A 22,461-nucleotide genomic window follows, 5' to 3' on the forward strand; every position below is an offset into this window, starting at 1 on the left:
ACTCGGGCCCGTGCGTTACGCGAACTCCGTGGTCGACCTCGTCGGCGACACCCCGCTCGTCAAGCTCAACCGCGTCGCCGAGGGGGTGCGCGCGACCGTCCTGGTGAAGGTCGAGTACCTCAACCCCGGTGGGTCGTCGAAGGACCGCATCGCCACGCGGATCATCGACGCGGCCGAGGCCTCCGGTGACCTGCGACCCGGCGGGACGATCGTCGAACCCACCTCGGGCAACACCGGCGTGGGGTTGGCCCTCGTCGCCCAGCAGCGCGGCTACCGGTGCGTGTTCGTGCTGCCGGACAAGGTCGGCGAGGACAAGCGCAACGTCCTGACCGCGTACGGCGCCGAGATCGTCGTCACGCCGACCGCGGTGCCGCCGGAACACCCGGAGTCGTACTACTCGGTGTCCGACCGGCTCGTCCGCGAGATCCCCGGCGCCTACAAGCCGAACCAGTACGCCAACCCGAACGGGCCGCGCAGCCACTACGAGACCACCGGTCCGGAGATCTGGCGCGACACCGAGCAGCAGATCACCCACTTCGTCGCGGGCGTCGGGACGGGCGGCACCATCTCGGGCACCGGGCGCTTCCTGAAAGAGGCATCCGGCGGCCGTGTCCGCATCGTGGGGGCCGACCCCGAGGGCTCGGTCTACTCCGGCGGCACCGGCCGGCCGTACCTGGTCGAGGGTGTGGGCGAGGACTTCTGGCCGACCGCGTACGACCCCGAGGTGCCGGACGAGATCATCGCGGTGTCGGACGCCGACTCGTTCGCGATGACCCGCCGCCTGGCGCGGGAAGAGGGCCTGCTCGTGGGCGGGTCCAGCGGGATGGCGGTCGTCGCAGCGCTGCGGGCCGCCCGCGACCTGACCGAGGACGACGTCGTCGTGGTGCTGCTGCCCGACGGCGGTCGCGGCTACCTCGGCAAGATCTTCAACGACCGGTGGATGCGCTCGTACGGCTTCGCCGAGACCGACGAGGCGCGCACCGTCGGGTCGCTCATCGCCGGCAAGGACGGCCGTCTGCCCGACCTGGTGCACGCGCACCCGGCGGACACCGTGCGCGAGGTCGTCGACATCATGACCAAGTACGGGGTGTCCCAGATGCCCGTGCTCAGCGCCGAACCGCCGGTCGTCATCGGCGAGGTCATCGGGGCCGTCGCCGAGAAGGACCTGCTCGAACAGGTCTTCACCGGTGCCGCGAAGATGACGGACGCCCTGACCGGTTTCGTGGGCGAACCGCTCCCGTTGATCGGCGTGGGCGAGTCCGTGTCCGCAGCGCGTCGAGCCCTCGAGACGGTGGACGCCCTGCTCGTCGTCGAGGACGGCAAGCCGGTCACGGTCCTGACCCGCCACGACCTCCTGACCTACCTCTCCGAGTAAGGAACGCAGCCAGCATGACCGAGTTCAGCACCCGCGCCGTCCACGCCGGCCAGGAGCCCGACGGCCCCACCGGTGCCGTCATCCCGCCGATCCACCTGACGTCCACCTACGTGCAGGACGGCATCGGCGGGATGCGGAACGGCTACGAGTACTCCCGCGCCGGCAACCCGACGCGCGACTCCCTGCAGACGCTGCTCGCCGACCTGGACGGCGGCGTGGCCGCGTACTCGTTCGCGTCCGGTCTCGCCGCCGAGGACGCCCTGCTCCGGGCGGCGCTCCGTCCCGGGGCCCGCGTCGTGATGGGGAACGACGTGTACGGCGGGACCCACCGTCTGGTCAGCCGACTGCACGTGCCGTGGGGCGTCGAGCTCGTCGTCGTCGACATGAGCGAGCTCGACCAGGTCCGGGCCGCGCTGCAGGGCGCCCCCGAGGACACCGTGCTCTGGGTCGAGACGCCGACCAACCCGCTCATGAAGATCGCCGACATCGCCGGACTCGCGACCCTCGGGCACGAGGCCGGTGCACTCGTCGTCGTGGACAACACCTTCGCGTCGCCGTACCTGCAGCAGCCGCTGTCGCTCGGTGCCGACGTCGTCGTGTACTCGACGACGAAGTACCTGGGTGGCCACTCCGACGTCGTCGGTGGGGCCGTCGTGCTCGCCGACCAGGAGCTCGCGGCGAAGGTGCAGTTCCTGCAGTTCGGCGCCGGTGCGATCTCGTCGCCGTTCGACGCCTTCCTGACGACCCGCGGCATCAAGACCCTGGCGGTCCGGATGGAGCGGCACTCCACGAACGCGCAGGCCGTCGCCGAGGCGCTCGTCGCAGCGCCGGGCATCGAGCGCGTCTACTACCCGGGGCTCGCCGACCACCCGGGGCACGACATCGCCGCGCGTCAGATGCGCGGGTTCGGCGGGATGCTGTCCGTCGCACTGTCCGGCGGCCCGGACGCGGCCCGGCGCTTCGCGGAGTCCACGGAGCTGTTCGCGCTGGCCGAGTCGCTCGGGGGTGTGGAGTCGCTCATCGGGTACCCGAGCGAGATGACGCACGCATCGGTGAAGGGCACGGAGCTCGCGGTGCCCGAGAACGTGGTGCGGCTGTCCGTCGGCATCGAGGACGCGGGCGACCTGATCGCGGACCTGCAGCAGGCGCTGACGCGCTGACGCGGACCTGCAGCAGGCGCTGGTGCGCATCGCGCGTGGTCCGCGCCCCGCGACGTCGGCGGTGTCGCCCCTCGCCCCTACGATGAGCGGGTGAGCACCGCGGCGACGAGGACGGGCCTGCTGAGCGGGCGGTACGCCCTCGCGACGATCGGCATGGTCGCCATCGTGGGCGTCGCGGCGTTCCAGAACCTGGCGATGACGACGATCATGCCGGTGATCAGTCGCGACCTGGACGGCGAGGCCCTGTACGCCCTGGCCTTCGCGGCACCGCTCGCGGCCGGGGTGCCCGGCATGGTGCTCGCCGGCAACTGGACCGACCGCGCCGGCGGCCGGATCGTCGCCTGGGTCTCCGCGCTGCTGTTCGCCGTCGGGACCGCCGTGGTCATGCTCGCGCCGACGATGGAGGTCTTCCTCGTCGGTCGACTGGTCGAGGGCTTCGGTGCCGGCGCGATCGACGTCGTGCTGTACGTGCTCGTCGCCCGGATCTTCCCCGCCGAGCTGCACGGACCGGTGTTCGCCGGGTTCGCGGCCGCGTGGGTGGTCCCGGCGCTCATCGGCCCGGCGATCGCCGGCATCGTCACCGACACCTGGAACTGGCACTGGGTCTTCGCGGGGGCGCTCGTGATCGCCGTGGGCGCGTTCACCGTGCTCGTGCCGACGCTCGGACGGCTGCAGGCACCGGCGGTCGAGCTGCGGCAGCCGTGGCAGCGGATCCGGATCGGGTGGTCGGTCGCCGCGGCCGTGTCGATCCTGCTGCTCAACGTCGCGCCGGACCTGACCCCGTGGGGGATGGTGGCCGCGGTCGTGGTCGGCCTGGTCGGGACGTGGTTCGCGCTGCGCCCGCTGCTGCCGACCGGCACCTTCCGCGCCGCTGCCGGACTGCCGTCGGTGGTGCTGCTGCGCGGGCTCGTGGCGGCGTCGTTCTTCGGCAGCGAGGCGTACGTGCCGTTCCTGCTGCAGGCGAAGCACGGCCTGTCCGCATCGGCAGCGGGGCTCGCGCTGACCGTCGCCGCGCTCAGCTGGGCGGCCTCGAGTTGGGCGCACGGTCGGCTGGGGGAGCAGCGCCTGGCCGCACGTCGGACCTTCGGTGTCGGACTCGTGCTCGTCCTGGTGAGCCTGCTGGCGGCCTTCGCGGTGGCGACGCTCGACATGCCGTGGTGGGTGCTCGTCGCCGGCTGGTTCGTCGGCGGCGCGGGCATGGGGGCGATCTACCCGCGGACGTCGATGCTCACCCTGCGGTTCTCGGGCGAGGGCGACGACGGGTTCGCGAGCTCGGCGCTCACCATCGCCGACGCCGCGGGCAGCGTCATCGGCCTGGCGGTCACCGGGCTGCTGTTCACCGCGACCGGCGGCGCAGAGGGCACGGTGTCCTTCCCGCTGGTCTTCGCAGCGATGATCTGCTTCGCCGCACTGGCGATCGCCGCGGTCCGGCGGCTCGGACCCGTCCCCGCGCCGGTGTCGTCGGCGTCGCCGGACCGCGCAGCCGGGTAGCGTGGCAGACCGGACCGAAGAGGAGACACCCGTGGTGCGCATCGTCGCTGCAGCCGTCGTCCTGACGGCCGCCCTCGCGTTGGCCGGCTGCCAGGGCACGACCTCCGCTGCGCCCACGCCGGTGCAGAGCACGGACCTGACCAGCTCCGACGGCGGGTTCGACAAGCAGGCCGTCATCGGCGTCGTGCTGGTCGACGACGACGCGGCCCTGGGCGAGGACCTGCGGGCCGGCCTGTCCGATGCCGGGTTCCGTCCCGACGTCCGGGTCGCACCCGCGTCCGGTGCGGCGGCGTCCCAGCGGACCGCGGTCGCCCAGCTCGTCCGCAAGGGCGCCAAGGCCCTGCTCGTGCACGCGGCTCGGCCGTCCGCGCTCACCGGGGTGATCCAGACCGCGCACGACGCCGGTGTCGTGGTGGTGTCCCTGGGTGATCCGCTGCCGGCGAGCGGTACCGGCGGCGACGGTGTGTCGGCCGACTACCGGGTGCCCGCAGGAGCGGACGACGCGGACCTGGCGGCCACCGCGGTCGAGGTCGTGCAGTCGTTGCAGCGCGGCGAGAAGCCGGAGACCGAACCGAGCGACGGCGACTCGACCGACGCCGAGTGAGCCGAGGCGAGCCGAGCCGTGCCAGCAGGCCGGTCAGCGCCGCGTCAGCAGGCCGGTCAGCGCCGTGCCACCAGGCGGCTCAGCTCAGCTCCACCAGGCCGGGAACGACAGCGTGATCGTCTCGACCAGCGCCTTCCGCGACCGTCGGGGCCCGGCGAGCCACGCTTCGATCGCCCCGACGAAGCCCTGCGCGACGTAGCCAGCGGCCACGTCGTCGAGGAGCTCCGGGCGGCGGTCGGCGTCGAGTTCGCGGATGTGCAGGGCACTCGACTCGGTGAAGTGGCCCACGAGCAGCCGGTGCAGTGACGCGTCGTTCGGGTCCGGCAGGGCCTTGGCGTAGATGTCGCGGTGGGTGGTCACGTGCTCGACGACCGCGTTGATGCCCCGCCGTGTGATGGTCGCGAGCTCGGCCGCGTCGGCTCCGCGGGCGGCTGCGGCCCGTCGGTCGTCGGCGTCGTCCTGCCGGATGCGGTCGAGCTCCGGCGTCAGCACGTCGGCGAGCAGCGATCCGGGGGAGACCGCGTGCGAGTAGAACGTCGCGCGGTTGATGCCGGCGGCACGGGTGACGTCCGCGACGGTGATCTCGGAGACGGGGCGGTCGGCCGCCAGTCGCAGGATCGCTTCGCGCAGGGCGGCGGTCGTGTGCAGGATCCGGGCATCCACCATGACGCCCACCCCCTTCTGATCCGGTTCACCCGGAGGCCCCCGAGCAGTCCGACGGTACCGTATGGCACGGGATCGGCACGCGGACGGCGGGTGGCAACACGCGGGCAATCCGTGCCAGCGGCGTCGGGAGCGCTCCTGCGGCCCGTAGGATGGTTCCGCGGACGAATCGATTCGATCGACGCCGCGATCACCTCCCCGCCCCTCACCGCCGAAGGACTCCTGCTCGTGACCGCGCCCGCCACCACCGGTTCGCTCCGGGTCGTCCTGCACCCCGGAGACTCCCTCTCCCGTGGGCAGCGACTCGTCTACGTCTTCGTCCTGGGCGCCCTGACGGCGCTCGGGCCGTTCACGATCGACCTGTACCTGCCGGCGTTCCCGGCGATCAAGGAGCAGTTCGGCGTCACGGACGGCGCCGTGCAGCTGACGCTCACGGCGACGACGCTCGGGTTCGCGTTCGGGCAGCTGCTCGTCGGTCCGTGGAGCGACAAGGTCGGCCGCCGGCTGCCGCTCATCATCGCGACGACGGTGCACATCGCCGCGTCGATCGGCGCGGCGACCGCTCCCGACATCGAGCTGCTCGCGGTGTTCCGCGTGCTCCAGGGCATGGGCGCGGCCGCCGGCGGTGTCGTCGCGATGGCCACCGTCCGCGACCTGTTCGGCGGCAAGCCGCTCGTCCGGATGCTGTCCCGCCTGGCGATGGTGAACGGGCTGGCGCCGATCCTCGCGCCGCTCATCGGCTCGCAGATGCTCCAGTTCACCAGCTGGCGCGGCATCTTCGTGTTCCTCGCCTGCTACGGCCTGGCCGTGGTGATCGCGTCGATCCTGCTCATCGTCGAGACCCTGCCCCCGGCCCGTCGCCGCGAGGCTGGCCATTCCACGATCGGTCAGCGGTACAAGGCGCTGTTCTCCGACCGGATCTTCGTGGGGGTAGCGCTCATCGGGGCGATGGTGTTCAGCGGGTTGTTCTCCTACCTCAGCTCGTCGCCGTTCCTGTTCCAGGGTGTCTACGGACTCGACGCCCAGCAGTACGGGCTGCTCTTCGCGGTGAACTCGGTGGGCGTCGTCCTCGGTGTGCAGATCTCCGCGCGGTTGGCGCAGCGCGTCGGGCCGCAGTGGATCCTGGCGTGCTCGACGGCGACCCTGTTCCTGGCGTCGATCGCGATCATCGTGCTCGACCAGCTCGGTGCGGGGCTCGTGGGCGTGCTCGTGCCCCTGTGGTTCTTCATCGCGGCGTGCGGGTTCTCGTTCCCCCTCGTCCAGGTCATCGGCCTGGCCGCGCACGGCAAGGAGGCCGGTACGGCGGCGTCGCTGCTCGGCGCCCTGAACTTCGGCGTCGCCGGCCTGATCTCGCCGATCGTCGGTTGGCTCGGCATCACCACCGCGACCCCGATGGCGATCGTGATGGCCTCGACCTCGGTGATGGCCATCCTGATCCTGTGGTTCGTGGTGCGGCCCCGGACGGTCCCCGAGCTCACACACTGACGGGTTCTCCACAGCTGCCCGGATCAGCCGGACAGCGGCCCCCGCGCGTCCATAGGCTGTGCCCATGAGCGACGCGGTGGAGCAGGCACGGGCAGCGGCCGAGGCCGCCAGGCAGGCAGCGGACGAGGCACGCCGGCTGGCCGACGAAGCCGTGCAGCGGGCCGAGGAGCTCGCCGCCGCACTCGCCGGACAGGAGGCCCGGCTCGCCCCCGACGCGGAGCCCACCTCCGCCACCCCACCGGCTCCAGAGCCCACCACCGCAGGACCCACCGCAGCCGTCCCGGACGACGCGACGGCGGCTCCCGACGTGGCCGTCCCGGCACCGGCGGACGCCCCGGCGGCCGGCACCGCGCCTCCCGGCAGTGGCGCAGCCCCGCTCGGACCGGACGCCGTCGCCGCGATCCGCACCGGCTACACCGTCGAGGGGCAGGCGCTCGAACTCGGTGCCCTGGTGAACGGCGAGGCGCAGCCCGACGTCCAGGTCCGCATCCCGCTCGGCATGCTGAACCGGCACGGGCTGGTCGCCGGTGCGACCGGCACCGGCAAGACCCGCACGCTGCAGGTCCTCGCCGAACAGATCGCGGCGAACGGCGTGCCGGTCTTCGCGGCCGACATCAAGGGCGACCTGTCCGGGCTCGCGGTGGTCGGGCAGGGGAACGAGAAGCTGCTCGCGCGCACCGCGGGCATCGGCCAGCAGTGGCAGGGCGTCGCGAGCCAGGCGGAGCTCTTCTCGCTCGGTGGTCAGGGCACGGGCGTGCCGATCCGCGCGACGGTGTCCGGGTTCGGGCCGTTGCTGCTGTCGAAGGTGCTCGGCCTGAACGACACCCAGGAGTCCTCGCTCGGACTGGTGTTCCACTACGCGGAGCAGGCCGGGTTGCCGCTCGTCGACCTGGCCGACCTGCGGAGCGTGCTGACGTTCCTGGTGGGCGACCAGGGCAAGGGCGAGCTCGCCGAGCTCGGTGGTCTGTCGAAGCAGACCGCCGGGGTGATCCTGCGCGAGCTCATCACGTTCGCCGACAAGGGTGCCGACCAGTTCTTCGGCGAGCCCGAGATCGACACGCAGGTGTTCCTGCGCACGGCGGCGGACGGCCGGGGCATCGTGAGCCTGCTCGAGGTCCCGGGCGTGCAGGACCAGCCCGAGGTCTTCTCGACGTTCCTGATGTGGCTCTTGGCCGACCTGTTCAACGAACTGCCAGAGGTCGGCGACCAGGACAAGCCGAAGCTGGTGTTCTTCTTCGACGAGGCGCACCTGCTGTTCAGCGGGGCGTCGAAGGACTTCACGGACCAGATCGTGCGGACCGTGCGGTTGATCCGGTCGAAGGGCGTCGGGATCTTCTTCGTGACCCAGACCCCGAAGGACGTGCCGAACGACGTCCTGGCGCAGCTCGGGTCGCGCATCCAGCACCAGCTGCGGGCGCACACCCCCGACGACGCGAAGGCGCTCCGGGCGACGGTGTCGACCTACCCGTCGAGCGACTACGACCTGGGCGAGGTGCTGACCTCGCTGGCGACCGGCGAGGCGATCGTCACCGTCATGAACGAGAAGGGTGCGCCGACGCCGGTCGCGTGGACCCGGTTGCGCGCGCCGCAGGGGTCGATGGACCCGATGCCCGCCGCCGAGATGCAGTCGCGGGTGCAGGCATCGCCGTTGCTCGCGACGTACGGCACCCGGGTGGACCCGGACTCGGCGCACGAGATGCTCGCGCGCCGGATGGAGGCAGCTGCTGCCGAGGCCGCGGCGGCGGACGCGCAGAAGGACGCAGCCCTCGCGGCGGCCGAGGCCGAGAAGGAAGCCGCGCGGGCGGCGGCGACCGCGGCCAAGGAAGCCGCGGCGCAGGCCAAGCAGGAGGAACGCGAGCGGGCTGCTGCGCAGAAGGAGTACGAGCGGACGCAGCGCGAGTTCGAGAAGGCCGAGCGGGCTGCGGCGTCGCGGCGTTCGGGCCGGTCGGGGCGGAGCACGCGGACGACGACCTCACGGAAGGCGGACGACCCGCTGTCGGAACTGCTCGGGTCACGGCTCGGCGGCACGATCGCGAAGGAGGTCGTGCAGGGGATCTTCTCGACGCTGCGCCGACGTCGGTGACGTCCAGCAGCTCCGAGCGTCAGCGACCGAGCAGGCCGGTGAACTCGACGACGAGCAGACCCAGGACGACGAGTGCTGCCACGCCGCCGACGAGCAGGTAGGCCGGCCGCTGTTCGTACCAGGCGCGGCTCGACGGGTAGCGCTTCGCGAAGACCCGGGCCGAGACCGGACGTGCCTCTTCCGTCACCTGGACGCCCAGGGCGTCGACGACCTGGGCGAGTCCGTCGTCGCCCCACACGTCGGCACGGATGCGGAACAGGTGCGCACCCGTCGCGTCGAACGCCACGAGTTCGCGCATGGTGCGGTCGACCGAGCTGCCGTAGGTGGTGGCGAGCACCAGACTGTGCACGCGGTCGCGGGGGATCCGACGGTGCGCGGTGACCACGCCCCGGATCGTCAGGCCGTCAGGGTCGATGCCGATGTACGCCGTGCTGAGTCGGACGAAGACGACGCCCACGAGGACCGCCAGCGCGACGACCACGGTCGCGACCATCGCCCACGTCCGGAACGGGAACGACACCCAGACCAGGGCGACTGCGAGCGGCACGGCCGAGAACACGATGCTCAGCGCCGTCGAACGGACCAGGGACCGGCGGGGGCGGAGGACGACGTCGTACACGGTGGCACGCAGGTGCGGCGTCGCTGGCACCGTCATGTCCCCCATGCGCGTCTCCTGAACCCTCGGGTCTCCCGGGCACGCCGAATCGGCCGCCCTGCGAGCGACGCCCCTGCCGCTCGATGCACCGCGGTCGACTCGTCCCGGAGTCGTCCGCTCCGGCAAGCATAGGTGCACGACGGGGACCGGGGACAGCCCGTTCCACCCCGGATCGGCGTTTGACGGCCAGTCCTTGGCGAACAGGGGACAGACGGGTCCGCCGCGTGGGGGACCGGCGACGAGGAACGCCGCGAACGAAGAAAGCCCCGCACCGGAGTGCGGGGCTTGCTCGGCGGAGAATGGGGGATTCGAACCCCCGAGGGCTTGCACCCAACACGCTTTCCAAGCGTGCGCCATAGGCCACTAGGCGAATTCTCCTTGTGCTGTCTCGCGACGGCGACACCCAATGGTACAGGTTCCCGGGGGTGCTCACGACCGTGTGTCGTCGAGGCCCGTGCTCCCAGTTGTCGTGACATGTCCGGCGACTACCCTGGGGCGCGTGTCGACCCGCATCTACATCACGTCAGCAGAAGGGCACACGGGCAAGAGCACCGTCGCCCTCGGTGTCCTCGAGACCCTCGCGCGCTCCGTCGGCCGCGTCGGCGTGTTCCGCCCCGTCGCCCGCTCGGTCGCCGAACCCGACTACGTGCTCGAACTGCTGCTGCAGCACACCGCGGTCGGGATCTCGTACGACGACGCCGTGGGGGTCACCTACGACGACGTCCACGCGGATCCGGACGCCGCCCTCGGCACCATCGTGAACCGCTTCGCCCAGGTGGAGCGGCAGTGCGACGCGGTGGTCGTGCTCGGTTCCGACTACACCGACGTCGGCAGCCCCACCGAGCTGTCGTTCAACGCGAAGGTCGCCGCGAACCTCGGTGCCCCGGTGCTCCTCGTCCTCGGTGGTCGTGACGCCGCCGAGCGCGGTGCCCGCACGCCCGAGGGGATGGCGCAGGTCGCGGACGTCACGACGAGCGAGCTGCGAGCGGCACACGCGCAGCTGTTCGGCGTCGTCGTGAACCGCGCCGACCCGGAGGCCCTCGCCGCGATCGTGGCGAGTGTCGAGCGGGCCGTGCACGACGACCACCCGGACGTGCCCGTGTGGGCGATCCCGGAGGACCGCGTGCTCGTCGCCCCGACCGTCCGCGCGCTGCTGCAGGCGACCGACGCGACCCTGGTGCGCGGGGACGACGCCCTGCTCGACCGCGAGGCACTCGGTACCGTCGTCGCCGGCATGAGCATGGAGAACGTCCTGCCGCGCCTGATCGAGGGCGGCATCGTCGTGGTCCCGGGCGACCGCAGCGACGTCCTCATCGCGACCCTGCTGGCGAACCAGTCGGACACGTTCCCGAGCCTGGCCGGCGTCATCCTGAACGGCGGGTTCGAGACCGCACCGCAGATCTCCCGGCTGCTCGAGGGCCTGTCGAGCTCGCTGCCGATCGCGCAGAACGACCTGGGCACGTACGACACCGCCCTCCGCATCACGCAGACCCGCGGGCGCCTGGCGGCGGACTCGCCCCGCAAGGCCGACCTCGCGCTCGCCCTGTTCGAGCAGCACGTCGACGCCGAGTCCCTGCGCGACCGCCTGCAGCTCACGCCGTCCGGCGTCGTCACGCCGCTCATGTTCGAGCACGGCCTGCTCGACCGGGCACGGGGCTACGGCAAGCACATCGTGCTCCCCGAGGGCGAGGACGACCGCATCCTCCGCGCGGCGTCGACGCTGCTCGCCCGCCAGGTCTGCGAGCTGACGATCCTCGGCGACCCCGCCGCGATCCGCACCCGCGCGACCGAGCTCGGACTCGACCTCGACGCCGCCCAGCTCGTGTCGCCGTTCGACCCCGAGCTCCGCGAACGCTTCGCCGAGGAGTACACCCGCCTCAGGGCGCACAAGGGCATGTCGATCGAGCTCGCGCGCGACACCGTCACCGACGTCTCGTACTTCGGCACGATGATGGTGCAGCTCGGACTCGCCGACGGCATGGTCTCCGGTGCGAAGCACACCACCGCGCACACCATCCGGCCGTCCTTCGAGATCATCAAGACCCGTCCGGACACCTCGATCGTGTCGAGCGTGTTCCTGATGGCGCTCGCCGACCGGGTCCTGGTCTACGGCGACTGCGCGGTGATCCCGGACCCGACGAGCGAGCAGCTCGCCGACATCGCGATCTCGTCGGCCGAGACGGCGACCCAGTTCGGCATCGACCCCCGCGTCGCGATGCTCAGTTACTCGACCGGCGACAGCGGCACCGGCGCCGACGTCGACAAGGTCCGCGCCGGTACCGCCTTCGTCCGCGAGCGTCGCCCAGATCTGCTCGTCGAGGGCCCGATCCAGTACGACGCCGCTGCCGACCCGACGGTCGCGAGCACGAAGATGCCGGACTCCCCGGTGGCCGGCAAGGCGACCGTCTTCATCTTCCCGGACCTCAACACGGGCAACAACACCTACAAGGCCGTGCAGCGCTCCGCCGGCGCGGTCGCCATCGGGCCCGTCCTGCAGGGACTGCGCAAGCCGATCAACGACCTCTCCCGCGGCGCCCTCGTCAGCGACATCGTGAACACCGTCGCGATCACCGCGATCCAGGCCGGCACCGCGTCCGACGCGGCCTGACCTGCGCGACGCACACCGCGCCTCCCGTCCGGCCGACCAGGCCATGAGCAGAAAGCGACACCACCCGTGACCGCAGCCCTCGTCGTGAACTCCGGATCGAGTTCGTTCAAGTACCAGCTCATCGAACTCGAGGGGGAGCGCACGCTCGCCTCCGGGCTCGTGGAGCGCATCGGCGAGTCGGCCGGCGCGTGGAAGCACACCAACGCGCTGACGGGGGAGTCGTCGTCGAACGACGCAGCGTCCGTGCCGGACCACGCCGCCGGGTTCCAGGCGATGATCGACGCGTTCTCCAAGGTCGGCCCGTCGTTCGACGAGCACCCGCCGGCCGTCGTCGGCCACCGCGTCGTGCACGGCGGCACCACCTTCGACCGCGCGACGGTGGTGACGGACGACGTCGAACGACAGATCGAGGCGCTCAACAGCCTCGCGCCGCTGCACAACCCGGCGAACCTCGAGGGGATCCGGGCCGCGAAGCAGGTGTTCTCCGACGTGCCGCACGTCGCCGTGTTCGACACCGCGTTCCACCAGACCATGCCGCCGCACGCCTACACCTACGCGATCCCGGCCGACCTGGCGGCGAAGTACTCCATCCGCCGCTACGGCATGCACGGCACGAGCCACAAGTACGTCTCCGAGCAGGCCGCGGTCTTCCTCGACCGCCCGCTGTCCGAGCTGAAGACCATCGTGCTGCACCTGGGCAACGGTGCCTCGGCCGCAGCGATCGACGGCGGGAAGTCGATCGAGACGTCGATGGGCCTCACACCGCTCGAGGGCCTCGTCATGGGCACCCGCTCCGGCGACCTCGACCCCGCCGTCCTGCTGCACCTGCACCGCGAGGCCGGGCTGTCCTTCGACGAGCTCGACACCATGCTCAACAAGCAGTCCGGGCTGCTCGGCCTGACCGGCAACGGCGACATGCGCGACGTCCAGGACGCCGCCTTGAACGGTGACGAGGTCGCCGAGGCGGCGCTCGCCGTGTACCGCCACCGCATCCGTCGCTACGTCGGCGCCTACACGGCGCAGCTCGGCGGGCTCGACGCGGTGGTCTTCACCGCCGGCGTCGGCGAGAACAACGCGCTGCTGCGCCGGCGCGTGCTCGCCGGGCTCGAGCACCTGGGCATCGAGATCGACGCGGACCGCAACGAGCTGGGATCCCGGGAGGCCCGGGTCATCTCCACGGACACCTCACGCGTCGCGGTGCTCGTGATCCCGACGAACGAGGAACTGGAGATCGCCCGACAGTCGGCTGCGGTCGCGCTCTGACGCGAGGCGCGGGGCGCGCTGCGCGGGGCGCGCTGCGCGGTGCGGTGCGTGGCCTGGTGCCAGCACGGTGCGGCCTGGGTGGGCTGGTGCGGGGTTGGTGGCTGGGTGCGCGCTTGCAGCGCGGCACGGAGCGTGCAAGCTCGCACGGGGTGACGAGGTGCGCACGGTGCGGACGGGAGGCGCGGGGCGGGCTGGCGCCGTGCCTCCCGTCCGGCGCTGGGTCGCGGTCACCGCACGGTGCGGCCTGGGTGGGCTGGTGCGGGGTTGGTGGCTGGGTGCGCGCTTGCAGCGCGGCACGGAGCGTGCAAGCTCGCACGGGGTGACGAGGTGCGCACGGTGCGGACGGCGCGCGCGCCTCAGGACAGGGCGTCGAGGGCCGCGGGGATCGGCGTGTTCCCGCTCGTGACCTCGAACTGGACCCCGACGGCCGAGTCGTCGAGCAGCGCGTGCAGCACGACCGTGGCGACGTCGGCACGGGGGATCGAGCCGCGCGGCACGGTGCGCCCGACGTCGACCGTTCCCTGCGGCGGCGTGTCGAGCAGGCCTCCCGGACGCACGATCGTCCACCGCAGCCGTCGGGCGCGCAGGTTCGCGTCGGCCTCGGCCTTCGCTCGGAGGTAGACCTGGAACACGGCGGCGTCGTCCTTCGCAGGGACCACCGCGGCCTCGGCGTCGTAGGTGTCCGCCGCCATCGCCGACACCATCACGTACCGGTCGATGCCCGCGCGCTCCGCGGCGTCCGCGAGCAGGATCGCGCCGTCCCGGTCGACGGTGAGCTTGCGCTCCGCACCGCTGTTCGGCCCGGCGCCGGCGGCGAACACCACGGCGTCGACCCCGCGGAGGCGCAGTGCCAGGTCGTCGTCGCCGAGCTGTTCGAGGTCCGCGACGATCGCCGTGGCACCCTGCTGCTCCACGTCGGCGACGTGTGCGGGGTTACGGACGATCGCGACGGCGTCGTGTCCGGCGTCGGTGATCTGGCGGGCGAGGAGCAGTGCGATCTGGCCGTGTCCTCCGGCGATGGCGATCTTCATGTGTCAATCCTGCCCGGTCGCATCCGGTAGAGTTGTCGGCGGCTCCTCACGTGACGCCATCCAGGTGAACTCCCCCAGGGCGGAAACGCAGCAAGGGTAGCCGGGCTCTGGCGGGTGCGTGGGGAGTCTTTTCTGTCTCCGCGCGGTCTCCGCGCCGTCTCCGCGCGTCTCCGCATGTCTGTTTCGTAACGGGCTGCGGACAGCAACCTGATCGTGTGTAAAGATCTGCCTCAGGAACTCCCAACCAGGGTTCCTGACTCCACCGCCTCACCAGCGGGGGAGATCCGAGGATCAGGTGGCGGGTGCGCCCGCCAGGATGAGAGACACGCATGCGCAGGCACGCGTCGCAGCGCGGTACCCGGGTACCGACCGCAGCGAACAACTGGACACGACGGATCATCGATGCTGGCGACCGAGCTCGACGACGAGCATCGGACGATCGGCGTCTCCTCCTGCGCGGCAGTGTCATCGCCACGGTGACGGCGCTCGTCGCCGCCACCGTGGCGATCCAACCGGCGGCGGCGGCACAGACCGACGTCGCCGAGGGCGAGGGCGTCCTGCTCAGCGGCTCCGGGATCGTCAACGTCGACGACATCGCCCAGCTCGGTGGTGCGTACTCCGCACGCGGGGTGACCACGGGCGGCGGCACGACGAACCAGCCGCTGAACCTCACCGCCCTGAACGCGGTGGGCGTGGACCTGGGCAACGACATCGACCTGCTCGGCACCAACGGCATCCTCACGCTCGGGGTGGACGGGCAGTACGCCACCACCTCGGCATCGGGGGCCACGGCCTCGTCCGGCCTGCTGACCAACGACGGCGGCATCGGGGTCGGCACGGGACTCGGCACCGGCGCCAGCACCCTGAACCTGAACCCGCTGTTCTCGCGGGTGGGGGCGGACACCACGGTGCTGTCGAACGCGCAGCTGCAGATCGGAGCCCTGGCGTCCCGCATCCAGTCCACGCGCGGCGCCACGGTCGGCACCACGACCGACTACCGCATCGCCGGCGCGAACCTGAACCTCACCAGCCCCGCGGTCGCGGGCCTGACGACGTCGCTGCGGACCGACCTGCGCACGCTGTCGAACTCCGTGAACACCACGGTCGGGGCGAACGGTGCCCTGTCCGGCACGACGACGGCGCTGACCGCCGAGCTCCAGCGGCTGCTCCGGTCCACGGCCCTCGGACTCGTCAACCTCAACGGCACGAACGTGACCGCCTCGGTGAACCTCAACCTCGACGGCACGCTCGAACAGGTGCTCGCACAGCCGCTGACGGACGGCGCGGTGACGATCACGCCGGCGACCGGCGCGATCACCGTCGACCTCGACAAGCTGACGACACTGAACAACCAGCCGGCGAACACCCCGGTGCTGACCGAAGCGGCCGTCAGCTCGATCAACCAGAGCATCACGACGATCCTCGGCACCCAGCTGCCGACCGCGCTGCAGACCGCCGTCGTGAACACGATCAACTCGACCGCGGTGGCCGTGGACGTCACCGCCAACGTGAACCTGGCCGGCGTCCCGCTCACCGCCCTCGCGCTCCGGGCGGACACCACGCTCGGCGCCCTGGCCGGCACCGCCCCGGCGAACGCCACCGTCACCGCGACCGGGGGCCCGCTCGGGCTGACCGTCCTCGGGAACCTGCTCGCCCCCGCCGTGAACTCCATCGTGGTCCCGGCACTGCAGACCATCGTGCGGCCGCTCGTCACCGGCACGGCCCTGACGACCCTCGGCACCACGCTCACCGCGACGACCACCGCGGTGTCCACGCTGCTGCGCCCCGTCGTGCTGCTGCTCCGCCAGGTGATCGACCTGACCGTGAACGCACAGGACACCACCACCGGCTTCCGCGACCAGCGCGGGTACGACCCGGGGTCGCGCAGCGTGCACGCCCTCCGGCTCTCGGTGCTGCCCGGCGCGAACGTCGCCACCGTTGACCTCGCCACCTCGACCGTCCGCGCGACGGCCATCGCTCCGCCGACCATCACCGCCCCGACGGCGAACCAGCAGTTCAGCGTCCCCTCGGCTTCGTCCACCCGGAGCATCACCGTCAGCGGCGCCGGTGAGCCGGGCGCGACCATCGCCGTGAGCCTCGGCGGCGGACGCACCGGCACGGCAACCGTGGCGGCGAACGGCACGTGGACGACCTCGATCCCGAACGTCCCGGTCGGCGACCACACGGCCACGGCGAACCAGACGGTCAACGGGACGGCGGCGGGCTCCGCGACCCAGACCTTCTCGGTCGTCGCACAGCAGGCACTGACCATCACAGCCCCGACGGCCGGTCAGACCTTCACGACCACCGGGACGACCACGCCGGTGACCCTGACGGGCACGGCGACCGCAAACGCGCGGATCGACGTCGACCTCGGCGGCGGCCGCACGGCGACCACCACGGCCAACGGCAGCGGCGCGTGGAGCGTCACCGTGCCCGGCGTCCCCGTGGGCGACCAAACCGCGAGCGTGACCCAGACGGTCGGCGACACGACCTCGAACCCCGTCACCCGGGCGTTCCGCGTCGTGGCCGCCGCGGGCCTGACGATCGACACCCCGACGGCGGACCAGGACTTCCCGCTCGCGGGCGACACCCGGTCCATCCCGTTCTCGGGCAGCGCGCAGCCAGGGGCCCGCGTGGACGTGGACCTCGGCGACGGCCTGACCGCGACCACCACGGCGAACGCCGGTGGCACGTGGTCGACGAGCGTCACCGGTGTCCCCGCGGGTGACCGCACGGCGCAGGTGACCCAGACGGTCGGTGGCACCACGAGCAGCCCGGTCGAGCGCGACTTCACGGCGACGGCGGCTCCGGGGCTGACCATCGACGAACCGGCCGACGGCAGCACGATCACCGTCGCGGACGCCACGTCGACGACCCCGGTCACGGTCTCCGGCTCCGCCGCCCCGAACGCGCGGGTCGCGGTCGGCATCGGCGGCTCGTTCACCACCACGGTGGACGCGGACGACGACGGCGACTGGACGGCGACCTTCGTGGGCGTCCCGACCGGCGACCGCACGGTCACGGCCCGGCAGACCGTCGACGGCACGACCTCGGCAGCGGTGACCTCGACCTTCACCGTCGCGGCCGGTGACCCCATCGCGATCACCTCGCCCGACGACGGTGACGTGGTCACGGTCCTCGACGCGGACACCACGGCCGACCTCGAGCTGACCGGCACGGCCGAGGGCGGAGCCGAGGTCCGGGTCTCGCTCGGTTCCGGGCGCACCGCGACGACCACGGCCGAGGACGACGGCTCGTGGACCGTCACCGTCCAGGACGTCCCGGTCGGTCGGTACACGATCGCGGCGACGCAGACGGTGAACGGCACGACCTCGCCCGCCGTCCGTCAGGTCGTCACCGTGCAGGCGGGCGCTCCGCTCGCCGTGACCGCCCCGGTGCAGGACGCGACCGTCACGGTCGCGACCGACGACTCGGTGGTGGACGTCACGGTGCGGGGGACCGCGCAGGCGAACGCCGACATCGAGGTCGTCCTGGACGGCGGCGACGCGGTCGCCACGACCGCGAACGCGCAGGGCGCCTGGTCGGTGACCCTGTCGGACGTCGGCACGGGCGACCACACCGCCTCGGTCACGCAGACCGTCGGCGGAGCGACCTCGGCGCCGATCGACCGCGACTTCACGGTCGAGGCCGGCGACGCCCTGGTCATCGAGGCACCGGGCGACGCGCAGGAGATCCCGGCGGGCACCGGCGGACAGGCGAACGTCGTCGTCCGGGGGACCGCCGAGCCGGGTGCGACCGTCGCAGTGACGATCGACGACGCGGACGCCGTCGAGGTGGTCGCGGACACGGCCGGCAACTGGGCGGTCCCGAGCACCCAGCTCGGCATCGGCGACCACACCGTCACCGCGGTCCAGACCGTGAACGGCACCGACGGTCCCGTCGTCACACGGGATTTCACCGTCGTGCCGGGCAACGCGATCGTGATCGACACCCCGGCGAGCGGCACCCGCTTCGTCGTGGTCGACGACGACGCCACCGCGACGGTCCGGATCACGGGCTCGGCCGAACCGCTGGCCGCCGTCTCCGTCTCGGTCGGACCGGGCACACAGTTCACCACGACCGCGGACGCCGACGGCGCGTGGGCCGTCGACGCCACCGGCCTCGCCCCCACGGGCGTGTACACGGTGACGGCGAGCCAGGAGATCGAGGACGTCGTCACGAGCGCCATCCCGACGACCTTCCAGGTCGTCACGGCGAACGCCCTGACCATCACGGCTCCGAGCACCGACCCGATCACAGTGGCCGGTCCGGACGTCGAGCGCGACGTCACCGTCTCCGGCACCGGTCAGCCCGGAGCCCGGGTCACCGCGTCGACCGCCGGCGCGGACGACCAGCTGGACACGATCGCGGCCGACGGGACCTGGTCGGTGACGTTCCCGGACCTCGGCGTCGGACCGCACCCCGTGTCGGTGACGCAGACGCTCCCGGGCACCGTGTCCGACCCGCGCACCTCGGCACCAGCCCAGCGCACGATCACGATCGAGGCCGCCGACGCGGTGTCGGTCACGTCGCCCGACGCCGACGACGTCCTGCTCGTGCCGGACGCGGACGCGACGCGTGACGTCGTCGTCTCGGGGACGGCGGAGCCGGACGCGCCGGTCACGGTGCGGCTCGGCGGCAGCACGCTGACCACCACCGCGAACGGCGACGGTGACTGGACGGTCACGTTCGGCGGGGTCGGTGTCGGTACCCCGACGCTCACCGCGACCCAGACCGTGGGCGGGACCACTGCCTCCAGTCCGACCCAGACCGTCACGGTACGGGCGGGGACGGCCCTGACCATCGCGACCCCCGAGGACGGCGACGTCCTGACGGTCGCGGACGCGGCGGGCACCGCCGACGTCGCGGCGAGCGGCCTCGCGCAGGCCGACGCCGAGGTCACGGTGCGGCTCTCCACGGGCGAGACCCAGACGGTCAGGGCCGACGACGACGGCGCCTGGCAGGCGACGTTCGCGGACGTGCCCGTGGGCGACCACCGCGTCACCGCGACCCAGGTCGTCGGCGGCCAGACGTCGTCGCCGGTCACGGCGGCGGTGTCGGTCCGCGCCGGTTCCCCGCTCGTCGTCTCGACGCCCGCCGGTGCCACCGCCGTCACGGTCGCCGACGGCGACGCCACCACCGACGTCGACTTCGCCGGCACCGGCCAGCCCGGCGCGACCGTCACGGTCGATCTGGGCGACGGCGGCAGCGCGACGGCACGGGTCGACCAGCAGGGACGGTGGTCGACCACGGTCGACGGCGTGCCGACCGGGTCGTTCACGGCCTCGGTCACGCAGTCGGTCAACGGCACCACGAGCGCCGCGGTCGAACGACCGGTGTCGGTCGTGGCCGCCGCCGCGCTCACGATCCGGCAGCCGGGCGACGACCCGATCACGGTCGCCGACGACGACGCCACGACGACCGTGACGGTCGCCGGCGACGCCGAGCCGGGCTCCACCGTGACGGTCACGGTCGACGACCGCGACCCCGTCGAGGTCACCGCGGGCGACGACGGCTCGTGGACGGTCGACGTCCCCGACCTCGGAGTCGGCGAGCACACCGTCGAGGTGACCCAGACCGTCGACGGCTCCACCTCGACCACACCGGCCTCGACCACCTTCGAGATCGTGCCGGCGGCCCCCGTCGTGATCGACGAACCGACCGTCGGCCAGGAGTACACGGTCGCCGGTGAGGACGCGACCACCGCGGTCGACGTCAGCGGCACCGCGCAACCCGGAGCGACCGTCGTGGTCGACCTCGGCAGCGGCCGCAGCGAGTCGACCACCGCGGACGACGACGGCGCCTGGAGCGTCACCGTTCCCGGTGTGCCGGCGGGCAACCGGACCGTGAGCGTCACCCAGCGCGTGGGCGACACGGAGTCGGCTCCGGTGACGGTCCGCATCCGCGTCCTCGTCGCCGCCCCGATCACGATCGCCACACCGGCGGACGGTTCGACGGTGCGGGTCGCCCAGCGGGACTCGGTCGTCACCCTCACCGCAGGCGGCGCGGCCGAGCCCGGTGCACGGGTCCGCGTCACGATCGACGGGGGCGACCCCACGACCGTGACCGCGACCGACGCGGGCACCTGGACCCTCGCGCTGCCCGGCCTGGACGTCGGGGAGCACACGATCCGCGCGACCCAGACGGTCGACGGCTCCACGTCCGAGCAGGTCCGGAGCACCTTCACGGTGGCCCCCGGTGCCGCCCTGACCGTGACCGCCCCCGCCGACGACGCGACCTTCACCGTGCCGGACTCCGACCCGTCCGCGACCGTCCCGGTCAGCGGCCAGGGCCAGCCCGGCGCCGACGTCCGGATCGTTCTGGACGACGACGACCCGGTGACCGTGCGGGTCGGGTCCGACGGCCGCTGGTCGACGAGCCTGATCGGCGTGCCGGCCGGTGACCACACCGTGTCGGTCACCCAGGTCGTGAACGGGACCACGTCGTCCCCGGTCGAGCGCGACGTCACCGTCGTGGTCGCCGAGGCGGACGCGATCGTCGTCACGGCCCCGGCCGACGGCACCTCGTACCGCTTGCTCGGCGGACGGACGGACGTCCGCGTGGTCGGCACCTCGGCGCCGAACGCCGCGGTCTCGGTGCGCATCGACGACCGCACCGCGGTCACGACGACCGCGGACGACGACGGCGACTGGGCGGTCACCGTCCCGGGCGTCGGCACCGGTCCGCACACGATCGCCGCCAGCCAGACGGTCGACGGCGCCACGACGGACGCACCGGAGGTCGGCTTCCGGGTGACCGCGGCGACCCCGGTCACCGTGACGAGCCCGACCGACGGACAAGTGGTCCCGACGACCGGCACGACCGCGTCGATCCCGGTGAGCGGCACGGCCGAGCCCGGGGCGACGATCACGGTCGACATCGACGGACGGACCGCGACGACGACCGCCGGCGACGACGGGTCGTGGACGGTCACGGTCGGTGGCGTGCCGGCAGGGGAGCACACGGTGTCGGTGACGCAGACGGTCGGCGGTCGGACCTCCGACCCGGTGACCAGCGCGGTCACCGTCGTGATCGCCCAGGTGACCGACATCACGATCACCAGCCCGACCCCGGGTCAGCTCATCCCCGCGAACGGTCCCGGCGACACCGGTTCCTTCACGGTGACCGGGCACGCGACCCCGGGGGCGACGGTGACGGTCACCCTGTCGAACGGCCAGGTGCGCGCCACGACCGCCGACGCGGACGGTGACTGGAGCGTCACGTTCGACCGCGTGCCCGAGGGCGAGTGGACGATCCGTGCGACCCAGTCCGTGAACGGCACGACGACCGCCGCACCCGAGGTGCCGATCGTCGTCGACGCCGTGGACCCGCTCGCGGTCACGTCGCCCACGCCGGGTGCGCACCAGACGGCCTCGGCCGCCGGGTACGTCGACTGGCTGGTCACCGGCACCGCCGAGCCGGGAGCGACCGTCACGGTCGTCGCCGACGACGGGACACCGGTCACCACGACGGCGGACGAGACCGGCGCCTGGTCGGTGACGGTGCGGCTCGCGGTCGGTCCGCACGCCCTCCGGATCACCCAGACGGTGGCGGGTGCGACCTCGGCCGTCCAGACGATCAGCGTGGTGGTGGACGCCGCCACGGTGACGCCGGGTGAGCCCGGGACCCCGGGTGACCCCGGAACGCCCGGCACCCCGGGGAACCCCGGTACGCCGGGAACGCCTGGAACCCCGGGGACGCCCGGCCTGCCGGGCACGCCCGGGACCCCGGGAACGCCCGGTGCGCCCGGCAACCCGGGCAACGGCACGGGTGCCGGCACCGGGTCGGGCACCGGCCCCGGCGGACTCGCCTGGACCGGCGCGGAGGTCGCCCCGATCGCCGGGACGGCAGCCGGACTCGTGGTCCTCGGCTTCCTGCTGCTGGGGCTCTCCCGCCTCGCCAGGGGTGCCCGCCGCCGCAGCCGCGGCTGAGCCCGAGCAGCGTCACGCACCGCGCCTCCTGTCCGACCCCGAGTCGGCCGGGAGGCGCGGTGCCGTCTGTGCGCTCGGCCCACTCTGGGCAGGCGGTCCGGTCCAGTGC

Annotated in this window: 12 protein-coding genes, 1 tRNA gene and 1 other RNA gene; 10 read left to right on the plus strand and 4 right to left on the minus strand. The window is 72.6% G+C overall.

Going from position 1 to position 22,461, the window contains the following annotated elements:
• Positions 1 to 10 precede the first annotated feature (10 nt).
• The 4 genes from HQQ88_RS09965 to HQQ88_RS09980 all read left to right on the plus strand — a co-directional run bounded on the left by HQQ88_RS09965 (position 11) and on the right by HQQ88_RS09980 (position 4,630).
• Positions 11 to 1,375 (plus strand): cystathionine beta-synthase, encoded by a 1,365-nt coding sequence (locus HQQ88_RS09965; protein WP_173169338.1) that lies wholly within the window; start codon positions 11 to 13, stop codon positions 1,373 to 1,375.
• Between the two features lie 14 nt (positions 1,376 to 1,389).
• A complete protein-coding gene (locus tag HQQ88_RS09970) occupies positions 1,390 to 2,535 on the plus strand; it encodes a cystathionine gamma-synthase (RefSeq protein ID WP_131845685.1) in 1,146 nt (381 codons plus the stop codon).
• 90 nt (positions 2,536 to 2,625) lie between these two features.
• Positions 2,626 to 4,026, plus strand: coding sequence for an MFS transporter (locus HQQ88_RS09975; RefSeq protein ID WP_173169339.1), 1,401 nt, complete (start codon positions 2,626 to 2,628; stop codon positions 4,024 to 4,026).
• A 31-nt stretch (positions 4,027 to 4,057) separates the two neighbouring features.
• A complete protein-coding gene (locus HQQ88_RS09980) occupies positions 4,058 to 4,630 on the plus strand; it encodes a substrate-binding domain-containing protein (protein ID WP_173169340.1) in 573 nt (190 codons plus the stop codon).
• Between the two features lie 84 nt (positions 4,631 to 4,714).
• Here the strand turns inward: HQQ88_RS09980 and HQQ88_RS09985 are convergent, their stop codons facing one another.
• Positions 4,715 to 5,296: a TetR/AcrR family transcriptional regulator gene (locus HQQ88_RS09985; RefSeq protein ID WP_159573139.1), complete on the minus strand. Its 582-nt coding sequence runs from the start codon at positions 5,294 to 5,296 to the stop codon at positions 4,715 to 4,717.
• A 225-nt stretch (positions 5,297 to 5,521) separates the two neighbouring features.
• On the opposite strand from HQQ88_RS09985, the gene HQQ88_RS09990 reads away from it, so the two are divergent.
• Positions 5,522 to 6,778 carry a multidrug effflux MFS transporter gene (locus HQQ88_RS09990; protein WP_111084464.1) on the plus strand — a complete coding sequence of 419 codons (1,257 nt, stop codon included), beginning with the start codon at positions 5,522 to 5,524 and terminating at the stop codon, positions 6,776 to 6,778.
• Positions 6,779 to 6,842: 64 nt separating this feature from the next.
• A complete protein-coding gene (locus HQQ88_RS09995; protein ID WP_173169341.1) occupies positions 6,843 to 8,861 on the plus strand; it encodes a helicase HerA-like domain-containing protein in 2,019 nt (672 codons plus the stop codon).
• Between the two features lie 19 nt (positions 8,862 to 8,880).
• Here HQQ88_RS09995 and HQQ88_RS10000 read toward each other — a convergent pair whose 3' ends face one another.
• On the minus strand, positions 8,881 to 9,525 hold the full coding sequence (locus HQQ88_RS10000; protein WP_123292133.1) for a hypothetical protein: 645 nt from the start codon (positions 9,523 to 9,525) through the stop codon (positions 8,881 to 8,883).
• Positions 9,526 to 9,809: 284 nt separating this feature from the next.
• A tRNA-Ser gene (locus HQQ88_RS10005) sits at positions 9,810 to 9,894 on the minus strand.
• A gap of 121 nt (positions 9,895 to 10,015) precedes the next feature.
• Between HQQ88_RS10005 and pta the strand changes: the two genes are divergently transcribed.
• Both pta and HQQ88_RS10015 read left to right on the plus strand, forming a co-directional pair.
• A complete protein-coding gene (gene pta / locus HQQ88_RS10010) occupies positions 10,016 to 12,124 on the plus strand; it encodes a phosphate acetyltransferase (RefSeq protein ID WP_123292134.1) in 2,109 nt (702 codons plus the stop codon).
• A gap of 66 nt (positions 12,125 to 12,190) precedes the next feature.
• The gene (locus HQQ88_RS10015; protein ID WP_173169342.1) at positions 12,191 to 13,387 is read left to right on the plus strand and encodes an acetate kinase; all 1,197 of its coding nucleotides are present in this window, start codon (positions 12,191 to 12,193) and stop codon (positions 13,385 to 13,387) included.
• 356 nt (positions 13,388 to 13,743) lie between these two features.
• Here the strand turns inward: HQQ88_RS10015 and HQQ88_RS10020 are convergent, their stop codons facing one another.
• Positions 13,744 to 14,418: an SDR family oxidoreductase gene (locus HQQ88_RS10020; protein WP_123292136.1), complete on the minus strand. Its 675-nt coding sequence runs from the start codon at positions 14,416 to 14,418 to the stop codon at positions 13,744 to 13,746.
• A 37-nt stretch (positions 14,419 to 14,455) separates the two neighbouring features.
• Here HQQ88_RS10020 and ffs point away from each other — a divergent pair.
• Positions 14,456 to 14,552, plus strand: an RNA gene (ffs, locus tag HQQ88_RS10025) — signal recognition particle sRNA small type.
• Between the two features lie 195 nt (positions 14,553 to 14,747).
• Positions 14,748 to 22,352, plus strand: a complete 7,605-nt coding sequence (locus HQQ88_RS10030) for a choice-of-anchor G family protein (RefSeq protein WP_173169343.1) — start codon at positions 14,748 to 14,750, stop codon at positions 22,350 to 22,352.
• Positions 22,353 to 22,461: the final 109 nt, after the last annotated feature.

This window comes from Curtobacterium sp. VKM Ac-2861 (genome assembly GCF_013204965.1).
Classification (GTDB): Bacteria; Actinomycetota; Actinomycetes; order Actinomycetales; family Microbacteriaceae; genus Curtobacterium.

Coding starts and splice junctions, on each gene's coding strand:
- HQQ88_RS09970 (WP_131845685.1), top strand. CDS start 1,390: ATGACCGAGTTCAGCACCCGCGCCGTCCACGCCGGCCAGGAGCCCGAC.
- HQQ88_RS09985 (WP_159573139.1), bottom strand. CDS start 5,296: ATGGTGGATGCCCGGATCCTGCACACGACCGCCGCCCTGCGCGAAGCG.
- HQQ88_RS09995 (WP_173169341.1), top strand. CDS start 6,843: ATGAGCGACGCGGTGGAGCAGGCACGGGCAGCGGCCGAGGCCGCCAGG.
- HQQ88_RS10000 (WP_123292133.1), bottom strand. CDS start 9,525: ATGGGGGACATGACGGTGCCAGCGACGCCGCACCTGCGTGCCACCGTG.
- HQQ88_RS10020 (WP_123292136.1), bottom strand. CDS start 14,418: ATGAAGATCGCCATCGCCGGAGGACACGGCCAGATCGCACTGCTCCTC.
- HQQ88_RS10030 (WP_173169343.1), top strand. CDS start 14,748: ATGCGCAGGCACGCGTCGCAGCGCGGTACCCGGGTACCGACCGCAGCG.